Source organism: Microvirga vignae (assembly GCF_001017175.1).
Lineage (GTDB): Bacteria > Pseudomonadota > Alphaproteobacteria > Rhizobiales > Beijerinckiaceae > Microvirga > Microvirga vignae.
On sequence record NZ_LCYG01000004.1, the window covers coordinates 38,352 to 58,906 of the forward strand.

Here is a 20,555-nt window from a genome sequence, read left to right on the forward strand (position 1 = left end):
AGAATGGCGTCGAAGCCAGTTGCTACTCTCTACGGTATCAAGAACTGCGACACGATGAAGAAGGCGCGCGCTTGGCTCGATGCCAACGGCGTCGCCTACTCGTTTCACGACTACAAGACCCAAGGCATCGATCGCGCGCGGCTCGAGGGCTGGGCTCTCAATGTGGGTTGGGAGACGCTTCTCAACCGAGCCGGCATGACGTTCCGCAAGCTGCCGGAAGCGGACAGGATCCATCTCGACGAAGGCAAGGCTATCGCGCTCATGCTCGATCAGCCTTCGATGATCAAGCGTCCTGTCCTCGACCTCGATGGTCGTCTCATCGTCGGGTTCAAAGCGGATCAATACGAAGAGGCGGTTCGGTAAGGCCGAAAGCTCCAATACATTTGCGCTGCTTTGTCATGGCAGTCCCTGGACTTGATCCGGAGACCGCCGTCCACGCTTGTTCGCATCGCCAATGACACCCTCTCGCCATCCCTGGGCTCGTCCCGGGGATCCACGTCTTTTTGCAGCGATATTTCCAAGGCGTGGATGCCCGCAACGAGTGCAGGCATGACGGCAAGGGCGTCAGATACCCCACTCTCTCACTCCTCCGGTCTTCTGATCACGCCCTGGGTCACGCGGTCGTGCCCGATCAGTTCCGGCGGGTTGGTCCAGTCGATTTCTTGCGGCTTGCGGTCGTGCCGGTAGATCATCCAGTGGCCTTGTTCGTCCTGGTAGACGCCGTAGATCAGCTGGCCGCGCGAAGTGATCGCGAGGATCCGGGTCAGGCCGCGCACCACGATCCAGGTGACGCCGAGCACGGTTGCGGGAATGGCGACGAGCCAGAGGGCCTGGATGAGTTCGGGCCAAGTGTGAAATTTCGAGAGCCAATCGGCCACGATGCTGCAGGGCTGGTCCATCGCAACAACTCCCTTCGAGATGAAGCGACCACCAGCACTGCTGGTGGTCGGGGAGTTGAGAAGCCGTCAGGGACGACCGCGTTGCCCTTTAGGCTTTCGCCCTGGACATGCGGCAACACCTCCCCGACCATAACGGTAGGGAAGGCATCGTTTAGCGGCGGATGCTTGCGCCGCCCTGAAGGGGTTCTCACGCCCCGGAGCCGGATGCGTCCGGCTCCGGTGATAAGATAACACGTGAAGGCGGTGCAGGGTCAATGCACTTGCCGCGTTCGAGCCGCATCCTCCACCGTCATGCCCGCACTCGTTGCGGGCATCCACGCCTTTGGAAGCGCTGTGTGTCCAAGACGTAGATCCCCGGCACAAGGCCGGGGAGACGGCGGGCGTGGCGGCTGAGGCAGCAGCTGAGCGAGAGCGCCTTCCGCACAAAACAAAAGGCGGGCCAAGGCCCGCCTTTCTCGTTTGTAGCATGATCCGCCTTACTGGATCTTCGGCGGGTCGCCGAAGTTCAGGTTGGGCAGGCCGCCGTCGCCAGGGCCGCCGAGGCCGGGGACGAGAAGCTCGTCGAGCTTCTTCTGCACCGCAGCCGGATCAACGGCCGGGCCAGCGGCCTTGTAGTGCATCACGATGTTCGGGAAGAGCACGACGATGGCCACCATGATCAGCTGGATCACCACGAAGGGAATGGCGCCCCAGTAGATCTGACCCGTGGTCACCGGCTCCATCCTCTTGCCCGTCACGCGGTCGGTATAGGCCGTTTTTGGAGCCACCGAGCGCAGGAAGAATAGGGCAAAGCCGAAGGGCGGGTGCATGAACGAGGTCTGCATGTTCACGCCCAGGATCACGCCGAACCAGATCAGGTCGATGCCCAGCTTCTCCGCCGCGGGGCCGAGCAGCGGCACCACGATGAAGGCCAGCTCGAAGAAGTCGAGGAAGAAGGCCAGCAGGAAGACCAGGATATTCACAACAATCAGGAAGCCCACCTGACCGCCGGGAAGCGAGGTCAGCAGGTGCTCCACCCACACGTGCCCGTTCACGCCGTAGAAGGTGAGCGAGAACACGCGCGCGCCGATCAGGATGAAGAGAACGAAGGCGGAGAGTTTCGCCGTCGCTTCCGTCGCCTGGCGGACGATGGTGAAGTTGAAGCGGTTCGGGTTGTTGTCGAGCTTGCGCTTGATCGCGGCAAGGATCACCGAGCCGAGCGCGCCCATGGCGCCGCCTTCCGTCGGAGTCGCAAGGCCGATGAAGATGGTGCCGAGCACGAGGAAGATGAGCAGCAGCGGAGGCACCATGACGAAGGTAACCTGCTGCGCCATGTTGGACATGAGGCGAAGGCCCGTGAAGCGCTCCACGATGCCGACGACCAGCGCGTAGACCGCACCGGCGAGGACCATTTCCATCGTCAACGCGAGGCCCTCGTAGCCCTGCTGGTGAAGGATGACGTAGAGGCCGATGAGCACGGCAACGAGAACCGCCGAGATCACGATGCGCTTGGCGCCGAGCATCTTGTTCATGAGGGCGCAGATGAGGGCCACGACGGTCGCCACGCAGATTGTGAGAATGACGAAGTCCGCACCGCCCTTCGTGTCCGTCTGCGACAGGACATAGTAGCCGACGAGACCGGAGAAGAGCACCAGGATGCCGAGCTGCCAGACACCGCGCGAGCCGTTGGGCTCACGATAGCCGATGGCGTCCAGCGGAAGGCCTGGAGCTGACTTCGGGTCGATGATCGACATCAGCAGCACGTAACCGGCATAGAGGCCGGAGAGGATAAGGCCTGGGAGGAACGCGCCCTCGTACATGTCGCCGACCGAGCGGCCAAGCTGGTCCGCCATGACGATGAGAACGAGCGACGGCGGGATGATCTGGGCCAGCGTACCCGAGGCCGCGATGACGCCCGAAGCCAGACGCCGGTCGTAGCCGTAGCGCAGCATGATCGGCAGGGAGATCAGGCCCATCGAGATCACTGACGCGGCCACGACGCCGGTGGTGGCGGCGAGCAGTGCGCCCACGAAGATCACCGCATAGGCCAGACCCCCGCGAATGGGGCCGAAGAGCTGGCCGATGGTATCGAGAAGGTCTTCCGCCATTCCCGACCGTTCAAGGACGTAGCCCATAAAGGTGAAGAACGGAATCGCGAGCAGCACCTCGTTCGACATGGTGCCGTAGATACGGTCCGGCAGCGCCTGCAGCAGGGGCCAGGAGAGATTGATGTTCTCAGGAGCCAGAGGAGCAAGCTCTACCGCAATAAAGAAGAACAGCAGGCCGTTCGCCGCCAGCGAGAAGGCGACCGGGTAACCGAGGAGAAGGAAGACAACCAGCGCCGCGAACATGATCGGCGCGAGGTTCTGGGCAATCAATGCAGCCATGGACGAAGAACTCCGAAAATCAGATCAGGGCGAGAGGCTTAGCGGATGCCGTCGCCAGGGGGCTCGCCGCCCTTGGTGGTGCTTGTATCGGCCAGCTCTGCGATCAGACGCTCCGCTTCAACCTCGGCCGCACCATGCGCACCGACGTGATCATGCTCGTCGGCCAACTGGCCCTGCATGATGGCCACGCGCTTGATGAGTTCGCTCAGCCATTGGAAGGCCAGGGAGATGAAGCCCAACAGGATCAGGCCCTTCGCCGGCCAGATCAGCAGGCCGCCGGCATTGGAGGAGACCTCGCCGGACGCATAGGACTTCTCGAAGTAGGGAACGGAGAGCCACAGCATCAGCGCCACGAACGGGAAGAGGAAGAGCAGGTGGCCCATCAGGTCGATCCGATCACGCCCGCGCTTCGTCAGGCGGCTGGAGATGATGTCGATCCGGATATGCTCGTTGGCCCTCAGCGTCCAGGCAGCGCAAAGCATGAACACGGCACCGAACAGGTACCATTGCAGCTCGAGCCAGGCATTGGACGAGACGCCGAAGATACGGCGGATGATGGCATTGACGGCGGAGACGACGATGGCCACCACGATGGCCCAGGCCGCGACTTTGCCGATGCGTTCGTTGATCGAGTCGATGACACGAGATAGCTTGATGAGCGCCGTCACCTGTCCGTCTCCCCCTTGAAAACCGTTGTTGGTCGGATCTGACGGCTAGCTACCGAGTTTCAAAACCCTTCGCCATGCCGCCTTAGTCTATAGCGACGTTTGCCTGGGTCACTACCCGGGAAATTTTCGTGCTGCAAGATACCGCAATGTTAAAAGTTTAGGCAGTTCAGGCTCTTGCCAACAGTCTGAAACTTGCCGCATGGGAAGCCGAGCTTCGAGGTGCCGTTCCATCCTTTCGACCGGCCTCCGAGTGGCCAGCGAGGAGATGCGTAGCTATAGTTTCCTATTTCCTTGGGAGAATGAACGTGACGCTGCTTGTTCTGGGCCTGATCCTGTTTCTCGGAATCCATTCCTTCACCATGGCGCGCAAAAGCCGCTCAGGGCTCATCGGACGGATCGGCGAGGGGCCCTACAAAGGACTCTATTCGCTTCTGTCGCTTGCCGGAATCGCGTTGATCTCCATCGGCTACGGACAGTACCGGGCCAATGGCTATATCCCTGTCTGGGATCCGCCGGTCTGGACCCGGCATATCTCGCTTCTTCTCGTGCTCATCGCCTTCATCTGCGTCGTGGCGGCTTATCTCCCGGGGCACATCAAGTATCGCCTGAAGCATCCCATGCTGGCGGGCGTGAAGATCTGGGCCTTCGCGCATCTGATCGCCAATGGGGATCTCGGCTCCATCCTGCTCTTCGGCTCAATCCTTGCTTGGGCGGTGGTCGCGCGCATCAGCGTGAAGCGCCGGGACGTGGCGGCCCAGCATGGCGGGACGGCCGCGCCTGCAGGCTGGCGCAACGACATCCTGGCCGTGGTGATCGGCACTGCTGTCTACCTAGCCTTCGTTTTCTGGCTCCATCCGCTGCTGATCGGCGTATCCGTCCTGCCCACAAGAGCGTGAAACCTCTCGCCTTAGGCGGGGGGGTATGCTAGGCGACCCACTTCTATTGAAGGAGGCGGCCCACGGGCCGCATGAGGGACGATGGCCACGAACCAGAACGACGAGTTCATTCGCGAAGTCGATGAGGAATACCGCCGCGACCAGCTGGCGAAGATTTGGGCCCGGTATAATGGCCTCATCATTGCCGTCGTCGTCCTCATCGTCGGTGGCATTGGCGGCTGGCGCTATTGGGAACACGTGCAGGAGACCCGCGCACAGGCTGCCGCCGCGCGCTACGAGGCGGCTCTGAAGCTCTCCGACGAAAACAAGACCCAGGAGGCCGACGCTGCCCTTGAGGCTCTCGCTAAGGAAGGTGACACCGGCTACAGCCTGCTCGCCCGCTTCCGTGTCGCTGCCGAGCGCGGCCAGCAGAATGCGGAGCAGGGTGCTGCGGCCTATGATGCCCTGGCGAACGATTCCGGGATTGCGCCGCTCTGGCGCGACTTGGCCCGTCTGCGCGCCGCATGGCTGCGCCTCGACACCGTCGATCCCGCCAAGATCCGCCAAGCCCTCGAACCCATGGCCGCACCCTCGAATGCATGGCGCCATTCGGCTCGGGAACTCTTGGGGTTGTCGGGCCTTAAGGCAGGCGACATGGATTATGCCGGGCGCTGGTTCGACCAGATCGCGGCTGACCGTGAGACGCCTCCCGCCCTGAGGCAGCGGCTTGCCGTTTACACCGCTCTCGTGGCGGGCGGGCCTGTTCAAGTCACTCAGTAAAGGCGGAGCACCAGGGACATGACGCCTACCGTCGCCATTGTCGGGCGGCCGAATGTCGGCAAGTCGACTCTCTTCAATCGTCTCGTAGGCAAGAAGCTCGCCCTCGTCGACGACCGTCCGGGCGTGACCCGCGACCGGCGCGAAGGCGAGGCGCGTCTCGGCGATCTTGAGTTTCGCATCATCGACACCGCAGGACTGGAGGAGGCGACGGAAGAGTCGCTGCTCGGCCGGATGCGCGCGCAGACGGAAGCGGCCATTGAGGATGCGGATGTCATCCTCTTCGTGGTCGATGCCCGCGTAGGCGTATTGCCTGCCGACCGGCCCTTCGCCGAGATGGTGCGCCGCTCCGGCAAGCCCGTGATCCTCATTGCCAACAAGGCCGAGGGCGGTGCGGGCATGGCCGGCGCCTATGACGCCTTCTCGCTTGGCCTCGGCGAGCCGGTTCCGCTCTCCGCCGAGCACGGCGAGGGCATGGCCGATCTCTTTGAGGCCCTGATGCCTCTCTTCCCCGAGCCTGATGAGGAAGAGGAGGAGGAAGACCTCAACAAGCCGCTTCAGGTCGCCATCGTCGGCCGTCCGAACGCAGGCAAGTCGACGCTGATCAACCGCATGGTGGGTGAGGATCGCCTGCTCACGGGGCCTGAAGCCGGTATCACCCGCGACTCGATCTCCCTCGACTGGGATTGGCGCGGCCGCCCGGTGAAGCTGTTCGACACGGCGGGCCTGCGCAAGCGCGCCCGTGTTGAGGACAAGCTCGAAAAGCTCTCCGTCGCGGACGCCCTCCGCGCCGTGCGCTTTGCCGAAGTGGTGGTGGTGCTGCTCGATGCCACGATCCCGTTCGAGAAACAGGACCTCTCCATCGTCGATCTGGTGGAGCAGGAGGGCCGCGCCCTCGTGATCGGCCTCAACAAGTGGGATCTGGTGGCCGACAAGCCTGGCCTGCTGTCCGAGTTGAAGGAAAAGGCGTCCCGCCTGCTGCCGCAGGTGAAGGGCGCGCCCGTGGTGCCGCTCTCAGGTCTTGCCGGCAGCGGCATCGATCCGCTCATGAAGGCGGTGTTCCAGGTCTATGAAACCTGGAACCGGCGCATCTCGACCGCGAAGCTCAACCAGTGGCTTCAGGAAGCGATTGATGCCAACCCGCCACCCGCCGTCTCTGGCCGCCGCATCAAGATCCGCTACATGACCCAGGTGAAATCGCGCCCGCCGCATTTCGCCATCTTCGGCAACCAGCTCGACGCACTGCCGAAGAGCTACACTCGCTACCTCATCAATAACATTCGCGAGGCCTTCGACCTGCCCGGCGTCCCGATCCGCGTGTCGCTGCGCATGGGACAGAACCCGTACGACAAGGAACGGAAGTAGGGCGCTTCTTTCCGGTGATCTTCACGTCATGGCCGCACTTGTTGCGGCCGTCCACATCCTCATCCCTTCATGCACCAAAGGCGTGGATTCCCGAGACGAGCCCGGTCATGACGCGCTACCAGGCATTCAAGCCGCCGTTTCCATTTCGAACACCGTGTCATGGAACTGCATGAGCGTCGAGCGGTGGCCGATGCTGAGGATAGTGGGTTTCCACTCGGCTTCCCGCAGAAGCGTATAGACCTGCCGCTCGGTGTCTTCGTCGAGCGCGGAGGTCGCCTCGTCGAGGAAGATCGTGCGGGGTTTGGCCAGTAGCACGCGGGCAAAGCCGAGGCGCTGCTGCTCACCGCCGGAGAGGCGCTGGCTCCATTGGTCGAGCTCGTCGAGACGCTCGACGAGATGGCCGAGGCGCACCGCTTCGAGAACACGGACGATCTCCGCATCGCCTGTCGAGGGTGCTGCCGGATAGAACGCCGCCTGACGCAGAGTGCCGAGAGGGATGTAAGGCTTTTGTGGCACGAAGAGCACTTCACCTTCAGGGAAGGAGACCTGGCCTTTCGCGTGAGGCCAGATGCCTGCCACGGCGCGCAGCATGGTGCTCTTGCCGGCACCTGACGGTCCCTTGATGAGAACTGCTTCGCCGGAGGCTGCCTCCATGTGCAGATTGGTCGTGATTATGCGCTGATTGGGAAGTGAGAGTTCGAGATCGCGCACGATGAAAGCCTCGCCCTTGCGCTCTGCCTCGATGGAGGAGATGGCCGTTGCCTTCAGAGCATCGAGCTGATTGCGGAAGCTCTTGAGGCGCTCAGTCGTTGCGCGCCATTGCGCGATCTGCCCATAGCTCGTGATGAAGAAGTTCAGGCAGGCCTGCACGGCTCCGCAAGCCGCTGCGATCTGCATCACTTGCGCAAACCCGATCTGTCCGTAGAAATAGCGGGGTGATGCAAGCAGAAATGGCAGGATAATGCTGAACTGGCTATGTGCATGGGCAAAGAGGCCAATAGCGCGCTCGCGGCGCATGATGCCCCAGAAGTTCTGCACCACCTTTGCCCAACGCTCGTCGATGACCGCCGCTTCACGCTCCTCGCCACGATAGAACGCGATGGTCTCCGCATTCTCGCGCAGACGCACGAGGCTGTAGCGGAAATCGCTTTCCAGGTTCTGGTTCCTGGTATGGTGCTTCGCGAGCGGATGGCCGATGAGATGCGTGAACCAGCTCGCGAGAAACGTGTAACCGAACACTGCAAAGACCATGTAACCGGCAATCGAGTGACCCGCGATAGTGACCGTGCCGCTCAACGACCAGAGAATGGTGGCGAAGGCGACAAGGCTCACCGCCACATCGAGGAAGCCGACGACGAGATTGATCGTCTGCCCGGCGAAAAGGCCGAGATCTTCCACGATCCGCTGATCGGGATTGGTGGCTGGCGCATCACCGATCTGCAGGCGGTAATAGGCACGGTTATCAAGCCAGTCCTTGGTATAGCGGCGTACGAGCCAGTCGCGCCACCGCAGTTTCAGGCTCTCCGCAACCCAGTGGGAATAGACGAGCGTGGTGACGAAGCTGCCGGCGATCAGAGCGAAGATGCCGACCTGCCTGAAGAACTCCCTTATTTCATGATGCTCGATGGCGGAATAAAAGCTCGCATACCAGTTGTTCTGCTGCACGCAGATCCAGATGGTGGTGAACTTGATGGCGAGCAGCAGTGCGAACATGCGCCGCGCGTAAGATTTTTCTTCCGATTGCCAATAGGGACGGGCGATCTTCCAGACATCACGGAAGAAGGCGTTACGCCCCGTTAGGTGAAAAAGGAGAGCAGCCAGCCGCCCTCGTTGCGCCGCAGGTGCCGACGCTACCGCTTGGATAAACATGGTCTGCCCCGCGCAACCCGCAGCGCCAGAACTCTTTTAGGCCCCGTCCGCGGCGTGTTGCTTCAGACCTTATCCGGACGCCGCATTTGCGTGGTTGCCCAGACAAGGCTTTGTATGTTCTTTGAATATAGTCCTGTCATAAGAAGTCGTTCTTTCAAGAATTCGCCGGCGAGACAAAGTCTTGATGAAGAAGACCACTATCGTTTCCAATATGAACTTCTGCTGAAGCGGCTAGTGTAATATTGCAACACGTGCTTGGCTTGCGGAGTAAAATGGCGTTTTTAGCATTGTCCGGGCATGATGCGGATGCGAGCCGGAGGCCGAAAGGAGGGCAAATGAAGCTGCTTCTTGTGGGGGCGACAGGACTCGTGGGTCGCAACGTTCTTAATCGGGCGCTCGCCGATCCACGCATTTACGGTGTTGTCACCCCTGTGCGGCGCCGTCTGCCAGAGCATCCGAAACTGATCGCACCGATCGTCAATTTCGAGCATTTACCTGAAGGTGCAGAATGGTGGCGAGTTGATGCTGTTATCTGCACTCTTGGGACGACCATAAGGATGGCCAGGTCCCAAGAGGCATTCCGGCGTGTCGATCACGATTATCCGCTCGCCGTCGCTCGTCTGGCCAAGCAACACGGCACGCCGACTTTCGTTCTTAACTCGGCGATGGGGGCGGATGCCTCTTCGCGCTTTTTCTACAATCGCGTGAAGGGCGAAGTGGAGCGGGACCTCGCCACTATCGGCTTCCAGTCCCTGACCTTCGTGCGTCCGGGACTGATCGGCGGGAAACGAGACGAATTTCGCCTCGGTGAAAAGCTGGCTTCGGTTGCTCTCGGGATCCTGAAACCGGTTCTGCCGCGTAGTCTGCGCATCAATCCGGCCACGAAGATTGCCGAGGCTTTGGTGGAAGCTGCCGTCGTGCCGCGTCCTGGCACGCACGTCGTAACCTCTGCAGAACTCGCGTAACCCTCAGCAAGCGTCCTCGACCAGAGGCAGCTCTCCTTAGGCTGGCGGCTGCGGCTCGATGATCTTGCCGTCCTGCGTGAAGTCGTAGATCTTGCCCGTCTCGGTCCACGAGGGCAAGGCGAGCTTGACGATATGAGGCGCGAGATCCTCGGGCGTCTTCAGTGTCAGCGGATCCTCGCCCGGCATGGCGGCGCGGCGCATGGAGGTGCGCAGAGGCCCGGGGTTGATGAGCATGGCCCGGATCGGTGTGGTCACCGTCTCGGCGGCATAAGTACGCACGAGCGCTTCGAGGGCAGCCTTCGATACAGAATAGACACCCCAATAGGCCTTGTGCTTATGAGCCGCGCCGGAGGTCACGAAGATCGCGCGTCCGGCATCGGAGGCGCGCAGCAGCGGGTCGAAAGAGCGAAGCAGGCGGTAATTCGCCGTCACGTTAACGGTCATCACCTCGTCCCAGACCGGCTGATCGATGTGGGCGATCGGCGCGAGCTCGCCGAGCTGGCCCGCATTGCCGAGGAGGATGTCGAGCTTGCCCCAGCGCTCGTAGATCGCAGCTCCCAGGCGGTCGATAGCGTCGAGGTCCTTGAGGTTCACCGGCACGAGGGTTGCGGACGAGCCCTTGGCACGGATCTCGTCATCCAGGCTCTCAAGCGCACCCTGCGTACGGGCGAGCGCTATGATGTGCGCGCCTGCTTCCGCGAGGGCCAAAGCCGCCGCTCGGCCAATGCCGCGCGATGCACCGGTAACGACCGCGACGCGGTTGAGAAGGGGCTTGTCCATGAGGCGTCCTTAGTCGGCTTCGGCCAGCAGGGCGAGGCGACGCGGCGTGGCAACGGAAAGATCCGTCAGCGGTGTCGGGTAATCGCCCGTGAAGCAATGGTCTGTGAATTGCGGCTGAGCCGGGTTGCGGCCCTTCTCGCCCATGGCGCGGTAGACGCCTTCGATGGAGAGAAAGGCCAGCGAATCCGCGCCGATGTACTGGCGCATCTGCTCCAAGTCGTGGGTCGCGGCGAGCAGCTTCTCCTTCTCCGGCGTGTCGATGCCGTAGAAGTCGGGATGGGTGATCGGCGGGCTGGAGATGCGGAAATGCACCTCCTTCGCCCCGGCCTCGCGCATCATGCGCACGATCTTCACCGAGGTGGTGCCACGCACGAGGCTGTCGTCCACGAGCACGATCCGCTTGCCGGCAATCGCAGAACGGTTGGCAGAGTGCTTCATGCGTACGCCGAGCTCGCGCACCGACTGCGTCGGCTGGATGAAGGTACGGCCGACATAATGGTTGCGGATGATGCCGAGCTCATAGGGAAGCCCGCAGGTCTGCGCGAAGCCGAGCGCAGCCGGGACGCCGGAATCCGGCACGGGAATGACCACATCCGCATCGGCGGGCGACTCCAGGGCAAGCTCGCGCCCCATGCCTTTGCGGACCTCGTAGACGCTGCGGCCGTTCACGACGGAATCGGGACGGGCGAAGTAGATGTATTCGAAGATGTCGGGGCGGGGAGACTGCTCCGGCGCGAACCGGAAGGATTCGATGCCCTCGTCCGAGATCACCACGCATTCGCCGTTCTCGATGTCACGGACGAAACGGGCGCCGATGATATCCAGCGCGCAGGTCTCGGAGGCGAGAATGTAGCGGCCGTCGAGCTCGCCCAGCACCAGCGGGCGGATGCCCAGCGGGTCGCGGGCGCCGATCAGCTTCTTGTTGGTTAGCGCCACGAGCGCATAGGCGCCTTCGATCTTCTGGATGGCCTCCACGAAGCGATCCACCACCTTATCCTTGCGGCTGCGGGCCACGAGGTGGACGATCACTTCCGTATCCGTGGTGGACTGGCAGATCGCGCCGTCACGGATCAGGTTGCGGCGAAGGGTGAGGCCGTTGGTCAGGTTGCCGTTATGGGCCACCGCGAAGCCGCCGCCGTCGAGTTCAGCGAACAGGGGCTGCACGTTGCGCAACACGGTCTCGCCGGTGGTCGAGTAGCGCACATGGCCGATGGCGGAGAGGCCTTCGAGACGCTCGATGGTTGCACGGTCGGAGAAGCTGTCGCCCACGAGGCCCAGTTTGCGCTCGGAATGGAACACATCGCCATTGAAGGACACGATGCCTGCGGCCTCCTGGCCGCGGTGCTGCAGGGCGTGGAGCCCCAGGGCAGTAATAGCAGCTGCATCCGGATGACCGTAGATGCCGAAGACACCGCATTCTTCACGCAGGGTATCGCCGTCGAGGTCGAGGTCCACCTTCTTAGGGGTGACCTGCCACGTCTCAGACCTGGAAGACATCATGATTTCCTTGGGATCCGCGCCCCCACCGGCGCTGGCCCTATGTAATCGCCTTAAGGCTAAACGCCAATGGGTTTTCCTGTCGCTCTTCGAAAGTGTGAACAGGAGGGAGGATCAGCCCCGACGCTGCGGGGGCTGCGGCTGCGGGGCAGGGGCGGCCGGAGCCGGAGTTGTGCCGCCGCGCTGCGGATCGGGCTCGGCCGGCTCGGCGGGCTCGCCCTCCGGTGTGGGCTTCTTGAGCTTCTGAATGAGCGCCTCGGCATTCTCCGGCAGCATGGCGATGATGCTGTCGCGGGTATTCTCCATGGCCGGGCGGGTGCGGGAGGCGGTCGCCCATTCGGGCTCCTTGCCCTGGAGCAGCCAGCCCAGGAAGGCCCAGCCGATCACGCATATCAGGAAGCCGCGGGCCGCACCGAAGAACAGGCCCAGCGTCCGATCGAGGGCGCCGATGCGGGAATCGAGGATCAGGTCGGAGATCTGGACCGTAATGATCGACACGATGATCAGGGTGATGACGAAAATGCCGCCGATGGCGGCGACCAGCGCCACCGTGCCGCTGCTGATATATTGCTGCGCGATGGGCAGGGCAGTAGGGTGCAGATACCACGCCGCAGCGGCGGCCACGACCCAGGCCACGATGGCCAGAACCTCGCGGGTGAAGCCGCGTACGGCAGCCAGGAGGGCCGAGATCAGGACGATTCCGATGACAACGAGGTCCAGGACAGAAAAGGGCATGAGCCGAGCCTACGCAGAAACAGGGACAGGGGCCGCATTCGCGGATTGAGGCCAGGCTGTATAGCCTTAAGAGACGCTCTCGTCACCCCTGCCTGAAGAGCCGTGAAGATGGTGCTGAGGAGCGGCTAATAAAAAACCCCGGCGAATGCCGCCGGGGCCGAGGGAGAGACAGGAGCTCTCTTCTTTAGATGAAGACGAAGTCGTCAGCCTGGACGTAGGTGCCCGGCTTCAGCTTGGCGATCGCAAAGCCCTTGCTGCCGCCCGAGCCGTCGAGGTCGAGATACACGAACCCGGTCTTGCTGTCGTAGGTGACAAAGTCATAGGTGTCCTTGGCATGCCCTTTGGCGAAGAACTTGCTCTCCATCTTGCCCTTGTCGAACACCTTGTCGAGGCTGAAGAAGCCCTTCTGCTTGCCGGCACGGGTGCCTTCGAGCGACTCGTAGACCTCTTCCTTGGCGACCTTAACCTTGTAGGCCTTGAGGGCCAACAGGCTGATCTGGATGGTGTCATCGACCGAGGTGAAGTCGGCAATGTGGTCGAAATGGCCCTTCTTGATAGGGTTATCGAACACGAAGGTGTCCTGGCCGGCACCGCCGTGAAGGAAGTCCTTGCCATAGCCGCCGGCGAGCACGTCATTGCCGCCCATGCCGTAGAGCCTGTCGTTGCCGGAGAAGCCTTTGATCATGTCGGCGCCGGCCTTGCCGACAAGCCTGTCGTTCTTTGCCGTGCCGTTCACCAACTCGGACGCATCGGCGACATTGATGGTCAGGGTCTCCTGGAAAACGTTGTTGTCCGAATCTTTGACCTCAATGGTGACCTGATGCGAGCTCGCCGTCAGATAGTCCAGCAGGGCGCCGTCCTTCACCACGAGCCTGCCGTCGACGATCTCGAAACGCCTCCGGCGTCATCGGTGAGCGTGAAGGTGAAAGTCTCATTCAGATCAGAATCGATTGCGGAAAGCACGCCGATTTCCGCGCCTGCCGCAGCATGCTCGATAACGGAGGCGTTCGACAGGGAGATGTCGGTCGGGGCCGTGTTGTCGGTGACCGAGATCGTGAAGGAGGCGTCGCTGATGACCGTTCCCACGTCTCCCGTTGCGGAGATCGAGAGCGCGAATTCCTTGAGCTCGGCGGTCTCGAAGTCGAAAAGGGTGTTGCCGCCGGTCTTCACAACCAGCTCATGGAGGCCCGTGGTCGTGTTGAGCCTGATCTCGAAGCGCTCGCTCAGGCTGTCGGCCAGGGTGAAGGTGAAGGTCTCGTTCTCCGTGCCCCCATCAACGCTCAGTGTGCCAATGACCGTACCGGCTGATGCGTTCTCAATGACAGTCAAGTTCGAGAGTAGGATCGTTGCCATTTATTCCTCTGTGGATTCGAGGGCCAATCGCCGCATCTACCGATGAGGTACACCGATAGAGCTATGGCATAGGTGGTATAAGATAACCCGCAGAGATCAATTAGGCTGGACGGTCTAGGTGGCTTGGCCGAGGGTGGAGGTTCGTTAAGAGGCCTTGCGTCGACGCGCGGCGATTCCCGCAACAAGATCAGTGATATGGCCGATCGAAGAGGTCGCCAGAGGGAGCTTCTCCGGCTTGTTCTTGTCCAGGCGCGGGGCTGGGGAGACGGCACTGGAAAAGCCGAGTTTTGCTGCTTCCTTTAGGCGTGCTTGCTCCTGAGCCACGGGACGTATCGCGCCGGAGAGACCCATTTCGCCGAAATAGACCGTATCGGGCGGAAGCGGATTGCCGGACAGGGACGAGACGAGCGCCGCAGCTGCTGCTAGATCGGCGGCGGGTTCCGTAATTCGTAAGCCACCAGCCACATTCAGATAGACGTCATGCATGCCGAGTTTCAGGCCGCCATGGGCCTCCAGCACGGCGAGCACCATGGACAGGCGATTCTGGTCCCAGCCCACCACGGCGCGGCGCGGCGTGCCGAGAGACGAGGGGGCAACGAGCGCCTGGATTTCCACGAGAAGCGGGCGCGTGCCTTCCATGCCGGCAAAGACCGCCGTCCCAGGTGTCGCCATATCGCGTCCCGCAAGGAAAAGCTCGGAGGGGTTCGGAACCTCGCGCAAGCCTTGGTCCGACATCTCGAACACGCCGATCTCGTCGGTGGGACCGAAGCGGTTTTTCACCGCGCGCAGGATGCGGAAGTGGTGGCCCGTGTCGCCCTCGAAGGACACGACCGCATCGACCATGTGCTCGACGACGCGCGGGCCTGCGATCTGCCCGTCCTTAGTGACGTGGCCGACGAGAATGACGGCAGTGCCGGTCGTCTTCGCGAAACGGATCAGCGCCTGTGCCGAGCCGCGCACCTGCGTGACCGTGCCGGGCGCCGATTCCACCGTCTCGGTCCACATGGTCTGGATCGAGTCGATGATGGCGAGCGCCGGCGGGCGTCCCTGGCTCAAGGTCGCGATGATGTCTTCCACATTCGTCTCGGAGGCGAGTTCCACTGGAGCCTGGCCGAGGCCAAGACGTTCCGCGCGCAGACGCACCTGCGCCACCGCCTCTTCACCCGAGATATAGACCACGCGCTCGCCGCGATTGGCGAGCGCGGCGGAGGCCTGCATCAGAAGCGTCGACTTGCCGATGCCGGGATCTCCGCCGAGCAGGATGATGGAGCCGCGCACGAAACCGCCGCCGGTGACACGGTCCAATTCTGTGATGCCGGAGGGGGTGCGCGGAGCCTCCTTGGTTTCGCCGGAGAGACCTTCGAGCGGGAAGATGCGGCCCTTCGCACGGGATGGGCGCGTGGCGACAGGGCCCGACATGGGGCTTGCGGAGCCTGCTTCCTCGACGATGCTGTTCCAGCCGCCGCACGCCTCGCACTTCCCTTTCCAGCGATTATAGACCGCGCCGCATTCCTGGCAGACGAAAGAGGGGTGACGCTTGGCCATCAGCCCTGCTTTCCGCGATAGCTGCGCGCATAACGCCGGCCCAGATTGGTGAGGATCTCGTAGCCGATGGTGCCGGCCCGGCGACCGACTTCATCAAGGTCAAGAGAGCCGCCGATCATCGTCACGGTGTCGCCGCGCTGGATGTCCTTTTCTGGCACATCGGTGACGTCCACGGTGATCAGGTCCATCGAGACGTTGCCCGCAAACGGGCAGAGGCGTCCGGCCACCACAACCATGCCGGCCAGTAGCTCCTCGCCGCTCTTGCCACGCGCGCTTGCGGAGCGCGGATAGCCATCCGCGTAGCCGACGGAGAGTGTAGCGATGCGGCGACGTCCGAGCGCGAGCCAGCGCGCGTTGTAGCCGACTGTGCCATTCTCCTCGACCCAACGCAGCTGCACGATACGCGCTTCAAGGTTCACGACAGCGCTCATCGGGTTGTCATGATCGGGCGTCGGGTTGCCGCCATAGAGCGCGTAACCTGGACGTACGAGATCGAAATGCGGCTTCTCCTTCAGGAAGATCCCGGAGGAGTTGGCGAGCGATGCACGCACGCCGGGAAGCGTCTCGCGAACGGCCTTGAAGGATTCGATCTGGCGGATGTTGAGCGGGTTGTCGCTTTCTTCCGCGCTCACGAAATGGCTCATGAGAAGCGCGACTTCGAAATCCGTACATTCCGCACGATCCTTCAGCGTCAGACCGTGCGCGACGGTGAGACCGAGGCGGTTCATGCCGGTATCGACATGGATGGCAGCCTCACGCTTCTGGCCTTGAGAGCGGCAGAACGCCGCCCATTCCTCGATCTCTTCGAAGGAGCCGAGAACGGGGCGCAGCTTATGCTCCACGTAAACCGGAGAAGTGCCGGGAAACAGACCGTTGAGCACGTAGATCGTGGCATCGGGCCCAACAGCGCGCACGCGGATCGCTTCGCTCAAATGCGCAACGAAGAACGTGCGGCATCCAGCCCGCGCCAAAGCAGGCACGGCCTGCTCGATGCCGGTGCCGTAGGCATCCGCCTTGACGACGGCGGCGGCTTCCGCGCCGCCTGCGTTGTCGCGCAACGTGCGCCAGTTGGAGGCGAGCGCCGAGAGGTCGATGTGGAGGAGGCCGCCGGCCGTCTCCTTAGGAATACGGCTGGCGGTGCTGGTCTGTTCAGTCTTGGTCAATCGCCGATCCGATCGGGAAGTTTGTCTTCGTCTGCGAGGTTGGTGAAGCGGGTGATGTCGGCCTGGAAGGCCAGCTGCACGGTGCCCGTGGGACCGTGACGCTGCTTGCCGATGATGACCTCGGCCTTGCCGTGGACCTGATCCATTTCCGCCTGCCACTTGAAGTATTCTTCGGTGCCGGGTTTCGGCTCCTTGTTCTTTAGATAATACTCCTCGCGGTAAACGAACATAACCACGTCGGCGTCCTGCTCGATCGAGCCCGATTCACGAAGGTCGGCGAGCTGCGGCCTCTTGTCGTCGCGCGCTTCCACCTGACGGGAAAGCTGGGAAAGCGCGATCAGCGGAACCGCAAGCTCCTTAGCGAGCGCCTTCAAGCCGGTGGTGATCTCTGTCAGCTCCTGCACGCGATTCTCGCCCTTTTTCGACGAGCCGGAGAGCAGCTGCAGGTAGTCGACGATGAGAAGGTCGAGGCCGCGCTGGCGCTTGAGACGCCGTGCGCGGGCGGTGAGCTGCGCGATGGAGATGCCGCCGGTCTGGTCGATATAGAAAGGAATCGACTGCATCTCGCGGGCAGCTTCGGTGATCTTGTAGAAATCGTCCTCGCGCATATCGCCGCGACGGATCTTGTAAGAAGGGACGCCCGCTTGCTCCGCGATGACACGGGTGGCGAGCTGCTCCGCCGACATTTCCAGCGAGAAGAAGCCGACGATACCACCGTTCACGGTTTTCAACGAACCGTCCTGCTGCTTCTCCGCCTTGTAGGCCTTGGCGATGTTGAATGCGATGTTCGTCACGAGAGAGGTCTTACCCATCGCCGGTCGGCCCGCGAGGATGATCAAGTCGGAGGGCTGAAGGCCACCGAGAGACTTGTCGAGATCGATGAGTCCCGTCGAGATGCCTGACAGCGCGCCCTCACGCTTGTAGGCGGCGGCGGCCATGTCGATGGCGGCAGTGAGCGCATCGGAAAAGCGTTGGAAGCCCCCATCGGTGCGGCCCGTCTCGGCAATGGCGTAAAGACGCCGCTCCGCCTCCTCGATCTGGTCGCGCGGCGAGCTATCGACAGGGGCGTCGAAGGCGGTGTTGACGAGGTCCTCGCCGATATTGATGAGGCTGCGACGGATCGCGAGGTCGTAGATTGTGCGGCCGTAATCCTCGGCGTTGATGACCGTGGTGGCCTCAGCCGCGAGGCGGGCGAGATATTGCGAGACAGTGACGCCGCCCAGGTCCTGGTCGCCCAGGAAGGTCTTCATCGTGATCGGGGTCGCGACCTTGCCGGCTTTGATGAGACTGGTGGCGACCTCATAGATGCGGCGGTGGAGATCCTCAATGAAGTGCTCCGGCTCGAGGAAGTCGGAGACACGGTAATAGGCGTCGTTGTTGACCAGGATCGCACCCAGCAAGGCTTGCTCGGCCTCAAGGTTGCTGGGAGGAGTACGAAACTGCGGCTCGGCACTCTCGAGGCGGGCGATCAGGGCATTGGCGGTGGCCATCTGGCGCTCCGGGAACTAGATTGAGGTTTAGAGGCTCTTAGACCGCAATTGGTGTCCTAACCGTTGCTGATCAGGGACAGGCTGAGACTTCGAGCCGGCTGTCCTCGCTGTCCTCGATTCTCACAAGCCGATGTCTTTTCGCCGTCTCCTCGGCTTGACTCCTGGACAAGTCGAAAGGCCAACGAGAAAGCGCTCCCCATCGAATCGATGGGGAGCGCCCATTTTGGAACAAAACATGAACCGGAGCAAGGCTCAGGTTCGCGCTAAGTCTTAGAGCTCCACGTCGCCGGCGTCGGCCAGAGCAGCGCCGACTTCAAGGCCGAGGTCATCAAGGCTGGTCTCTTCGCGGGCGGTGACCGCTTCGCCGCGAGCCTGACGCTCAGCTTCCTCAGGGCTGCGGGCGATGTTGGCCGTCACCGTGACCTCGACCTCCGGATGGAGGGCGACCGGCACGGTGTGCAGGCCGAGGGTCTTGATCGGAGCGTTGAGAACGATCTGGTTGCGATCAACCGTGAAGCCACCCTGGGTCATGACTTCGGCGAGGTCGCGGGTCGAGACCGAACCGTAGAGCACGCCCGTCTCGCCAGACTGGCGGAGGAGAACGAAGCTCTGGCCGTTCAGCTTCTCGGCCACGGCCTCGGCTTCCTTGCGGCGCTCAAGGTTGCGGGCCTCGAGCTGGGCGCGCTGCTGCTCGAAGTGCTTCTTGTTGCCCTCGGTGGCGCGCAGAGCCTTGCCGCGCGGCAGGAGGAAGTTGCGGGCATAGCCCGAGCGAACCTTAACGGTTTCGCCCATCTGGCCGAGCTTTGCGACGCGCTCGAGAAGGATCACTTCCATCGGTTTTCTCCTTTAATGTTCGTGATCAGGTTGAAGGGGTTGGCGGTTGGTTCGACCTGTTGCCGCCAAAGCGTCGGCGAAGGCCAAAAATCGTGTCGGCAAGACCGAACAGGGACAGGGCCGCGACCATGATGCCCTGTGTCAGGAAGAGCAGCACGTAAAGACCTGCCAGAATGAAGCCGCGCCCCGGCTTGCCCTGGGTGCGCTCATGAATGGCGGCGAGGCCCTGCAGGGTGAACGCCATGAGGAAGGCGCCGAAGATCGCGTAGCCGAGGGCGCCGATGAAGCCGTCGAACTGGACAAGGACGAAAGCCAGAACCGGAGCCAGCAGAGCGGAGCGCGGCATCGCGAGTTCCGGCATCGGAGGCCAGGGGCGCGGCAGGCGCTTGGAAATGGAGACGACCTTCGCCGCGAGCCAGAGATAAAAGGCCAGGAACATCGTGAAGCCGAACGCGGACAACGCAGGCGTGGCAGTAGCGAAGGTATCTATCATGGCTTCGCGGGCCTCTTGGCTGGCTTGCTCGGGGGCTTCGAAGAACATATCCACAAAGGCTTCCGAGATCTGGCGCGCCTTGGCCTGGAAGGCGCTGTAATCGCCGTCGGACGAGATGATGCCAGTAGCCACGATGGTGAGAGCAGCTGTAGCCGCAACCCAGGCCAGGAGACTTCCGACCGGGTACCATTCCATCGTGCCTTCAGCCGTCGGGCGTCCCAGCAAGGCGAGATAAGCGAGCCACCAGGCGGGCAGGCCGGTGATGACCGCAAAGCCAAGGGCGCTGACAGGCGAGGTGGTGAAGACTGCGATCGCAAGCGCGCCGACGAGTGTGGCCACGAGCCCGGAACGATGGTTCCAGCCGAGCGAGACGATCAGGACGGGGACGGGAGCGAGCATGTACAGCACGGCAGCAAGCGGCGTCGCCTTGACGACTACCACTGTCAAAAGGGCCGATACGAGGCCCGCGCCGATGCCTGTCGCAATGAAGTTCATGGTTCTCGCTGTCCCGCTGCTCGCTGGCAGGGTTAGGGGCCCTTTGCCCCAACTGACCCGGCGGGGTTTCACCGCTGGGCGAAAAGTGGAAAAGCGGGCTGCACGAGGCAGCCCGCTGAAGGCTTATTAGCGGATCACGTAGGGCAGCAGGCCCAGGAAGCGGGCGCGCTTGATCGCCTGGGCGAGCTCACGCTGCTTCTTGGCCGACACGGCCGTGATGCGCGAGGGAACGATCTTGCCGCGCTCCGAGATGTAGCGGGACAGGAGCTTCGTGTCCTTGTAGTCGATCTTCGGCGCGTTCGGGCCCGAGAACGGACAGGTCTTACGACGACGGAAGAAGGGACGACGGCCGCCGCCAGCGCCACCAGTAGCACCAAATGCCATGA

At 62.5% G+C, this 20,555-nt stretch carries 20 protein-coding genes; 5 read left to right on the forward strand and 15 right to left on the reverse strand.

Going from position 1 to position 20,555, the window contains the following annotated elements; translation table 11 throughout:
* Positions 1–3: 3 nt before the first annotated feature.
* Positions 4–363 (forward strand): ArsC family reductase, encoded by a 360-nt coding sequence (locus AA309_RS01010; RefSeq protein WP_047187124.1) that lies wholly within the window; start codon positions 4–6, stop codon positions 361–363.
* 218 nt (positions 364–581) lie between these two features.
* Here AA309_RS01010 and AA309_RS01015 read toward each other — a convergent pair whose 3' ends face one another.
* The 3 genes from AA309_RS01015 to AA309_RS01025 form a co-directional block, all read right to left on the reverse strand.
* Complete coding sequence (locus tag AA309_RS01015; protein ID WP_047187125.1) at positions 582–899, reverse strand: hypothetical protein; 318 nt, start codon at positions 897–899, stop codon at positions 582–584.
* 476 nt (positions 900–1,375) lie between these two features.
* On the reverse strand, positions 1,376–3,265 hold the full coding sequence (locus tag AA309_RS01020) for a TRAP transporter large permease (RefSeq protein ID WP_047187126.1): 1,890 nt from the start codon (positions 3,263–3,265) through the stop codon (positions 1,376–1,378).
* Positions 3,266–3,303: 38 nt separating this feature from the next.
* Complete coding sequence (locus tag AA309_RS01025) at positions 3,304–3,933, reverse strand: TRAP transporter small permease subunit (RefSeq protein ID WP_047187127.1); 630 nt, start codon at positions 3,931–3,933, stop codon at positions 3,304–3,306.
* A gap of 305 nt (positions 3,934–4,238) precedes the next feature.
* Between AA309_RS01025 and AA309_RS01030 the strand changes: the two genes are divergently transcribed.
* From AA309_RS01030 to der, 3 genes are all read left to right on the forward strand, one after another.
* The gene (locus AA309_RS01030) at positions 4,239–4,829 is read left to right on the forward strand and encodes an NnrU family protein (RefSeq protein ID WP_047187235.1); all 591 of its coding nucleotides are present in this window, start codon (positions 4,239–4,241) and stop codon (positions 4,827–4,829) included.
* Between the two features lie 81 nt (positions 4,830–4,910).
* Positions 4,911–5,588 (forward strand): tetratricopeptide repeat protein, encoded by a 678-nt coding sequence (locus tag AA309_RS01035; RefSeq protein WP_047187128.1) that lies wholly within the window; start codon positions 4,911–4,913, stop codon positions 5,586–5,588.
* An 18-nt stretch (positions 5,589–5,606) separates the two neighbouring features.
* Positions 5,607–6,950, forward strand: a complete 1,344-nt coding sequence (gene der / locus AA309_RS01040) for a ribosome biogenesis GTPase Der (protein ID WP_047187129.1) — start codon at positions 5,607–5,609, stop codon at positions 6,948–6,950.
* Between the two features lie 126 nt (positions 6,951–7,076).
* On the opposite strand, the gene AA309_RS01045 is transcribed toward der, so the two are convergent.
* Entirely contained in the window at positions 7,077–8,819 is a 1,743-nt protein-coding gene (locus AA309_RS01045; protein WP_084730787.1) for an ABC transporter ATP-binding protein/permease, read from the reverse strand.
* Positions 8,820–9,154: 335 nt separating this feature from the next.
* On the opposite strand from AA309_RS01045, the gene AA309_RS01050 reads away from it, so the two are divergent.
* Positions 9,155–9,784, forward strand: coding sequence for a Rossmann-fold NAD(P)-binding domain-containing protein (locus AA309_RS01050; RefSeq protein WP_047187130.1), 630 nt, complete (start codon positions 9,155–9,157; stop codon positions 9,782–9,784).
* 36 nt (positions 9,785–9,820) lie between these two features.
* Here AA309_RS01050 and AA309_RS01055 read toward each other — a convergent pair whose 3' ends face one another.
* From AA309_RS01055 to rpsR, 11 genes are all read right to left on the reverse strand, one after another.
* Positions 9,821–10,564, reverse strand: coding sequence for an SDR family NAD(P)-dependent oxidoreductase (locus AA309_RS01055; RefSeq protein WP_047187131.1), 744 nt, complete (start codon positions 10,562–10,564; stop codon positions 9,821–9,823).
* A 9-nt stretch (positions 10,565–10,573) separates the two neighbouring features.
* Positions 10,574–12,061 (reverse strand): amidophosphoribosyltransferase, encoded by a 1,488-nt coding sequence (gene purF, locus AA309_RS01060; RefSeq protein ID WP_047187132.1) that lies wholly within the window; start codon positions 12,059–12,061, stop codon positions 10,574–10,576.
* A 114-nt stretch (positions 12,062–12,175) separates the two neighbouring features.
* On the reverse strand, positions 12,176–12,796 hold the full coding sequence (locus AA309_RS01065) for a CvpA family protein (protein WP_047187133.1): 621 nt from the start codon (positions 12,794–12,796) through the stop codon (positions 12,176–12,178).
* Between the two features lie 184 nt (positions 12,797–12,980).
* A complete protein-coding gene (locus AA309_RS37135; RefSeq protein WP_160310377.1) occupies positions 12,981–13,661 on the reverse strand; it encodes a calcium-binding protein in 681 nt (226 codons plus the stop codon).
* A complete protein-coding gene (locus AA309_RS01075; protein WP_047187135.1) occupies positions 13,658–14,149 on the reverse strand; it encodes a cadherin repeat domain-containing protein in 492 nt (163 codons plus the stop codon). The genes AA309_RS37135 and AA309_RS01075 overlap by 4 nt, the downstream gene beginning before the upstream one ends.
* A 144-nt stretch (positions 14,150–14,293) precedes the next feature.
* The gene (gene radA, locus AA309_RS01080) at positions 14,294–15,694 is read right to left on the reverse strand and encodes a DNA repair protein RadA (protein ID WP_047187136.1); all 1,401 of its coding nucleotides are present in this window, start codon (positions 15,692–15,694) and stop codon (positions 14,294–14,296) included.
* A complete protein-coding gene (gene alr / locus AA309_RS01085; protein WP_244470212.1) occupies positions 15,694–16,857 on the reverse strand; it encodes an alanine racemase in 1,164 nt (387 codons plus the stop codon). The genes radA and alr overlap by 1 nt, the downstream gene beginning before the upstream one ends.
* Positions 16,854–18,347 (reverse strand): replicative DNA helicase, encoded by a 1,494-nt coding sequence (locus AA309_RS01090; RefSeq protein ID WP_047187137.1) that lies wholly within the window; start codon positions 18,345–18,347, stop codon positions 16,854–16,856. Before AA309_RS01090 ends, alr begins: the two co-directional genes overlap by 4 nt.
* Before the next feature lie 270 nt (positions 18,348–18,617).
* The gene (gene rplI / locus AA309_RS01095) at positions 18,618–19,181 is read right to left on the reverse strand and encodes a 50S ribosomal protein L9 (protein WP_047187138.1); all 564 of its coding nucleotides are present in this window, start codon (positions 19,179–19,181) and stop codon (positions 18,618–18,620) included.
* Between the two features lie 25 nt (positions 19,182–19,206).
* Entirely contained in the window at positions 19,207–20,169 is a 963-nt protein-coding gene (locus AA309_RS01100) for a DUF2232 domain-containing protein (RefSeq protein WP_047187139.1), read from the reverse strand.
* Positions 20,170–20,295: 126 nt separating this feature from the next.
* On the reverse strand, positions 20,296–20,553 hold the full coding sequence (rpsR, locus tag AA309_RS01105) for a 30S ribosomal protein S18 (RefSeq protein WP_047187140.1): 258 nt from the start codon (positions 20,551–20,553) through the stop codon (positions 20,296–20,298).
* Positions 20,554–20,555: the final 2 nt, after the last annotated feature.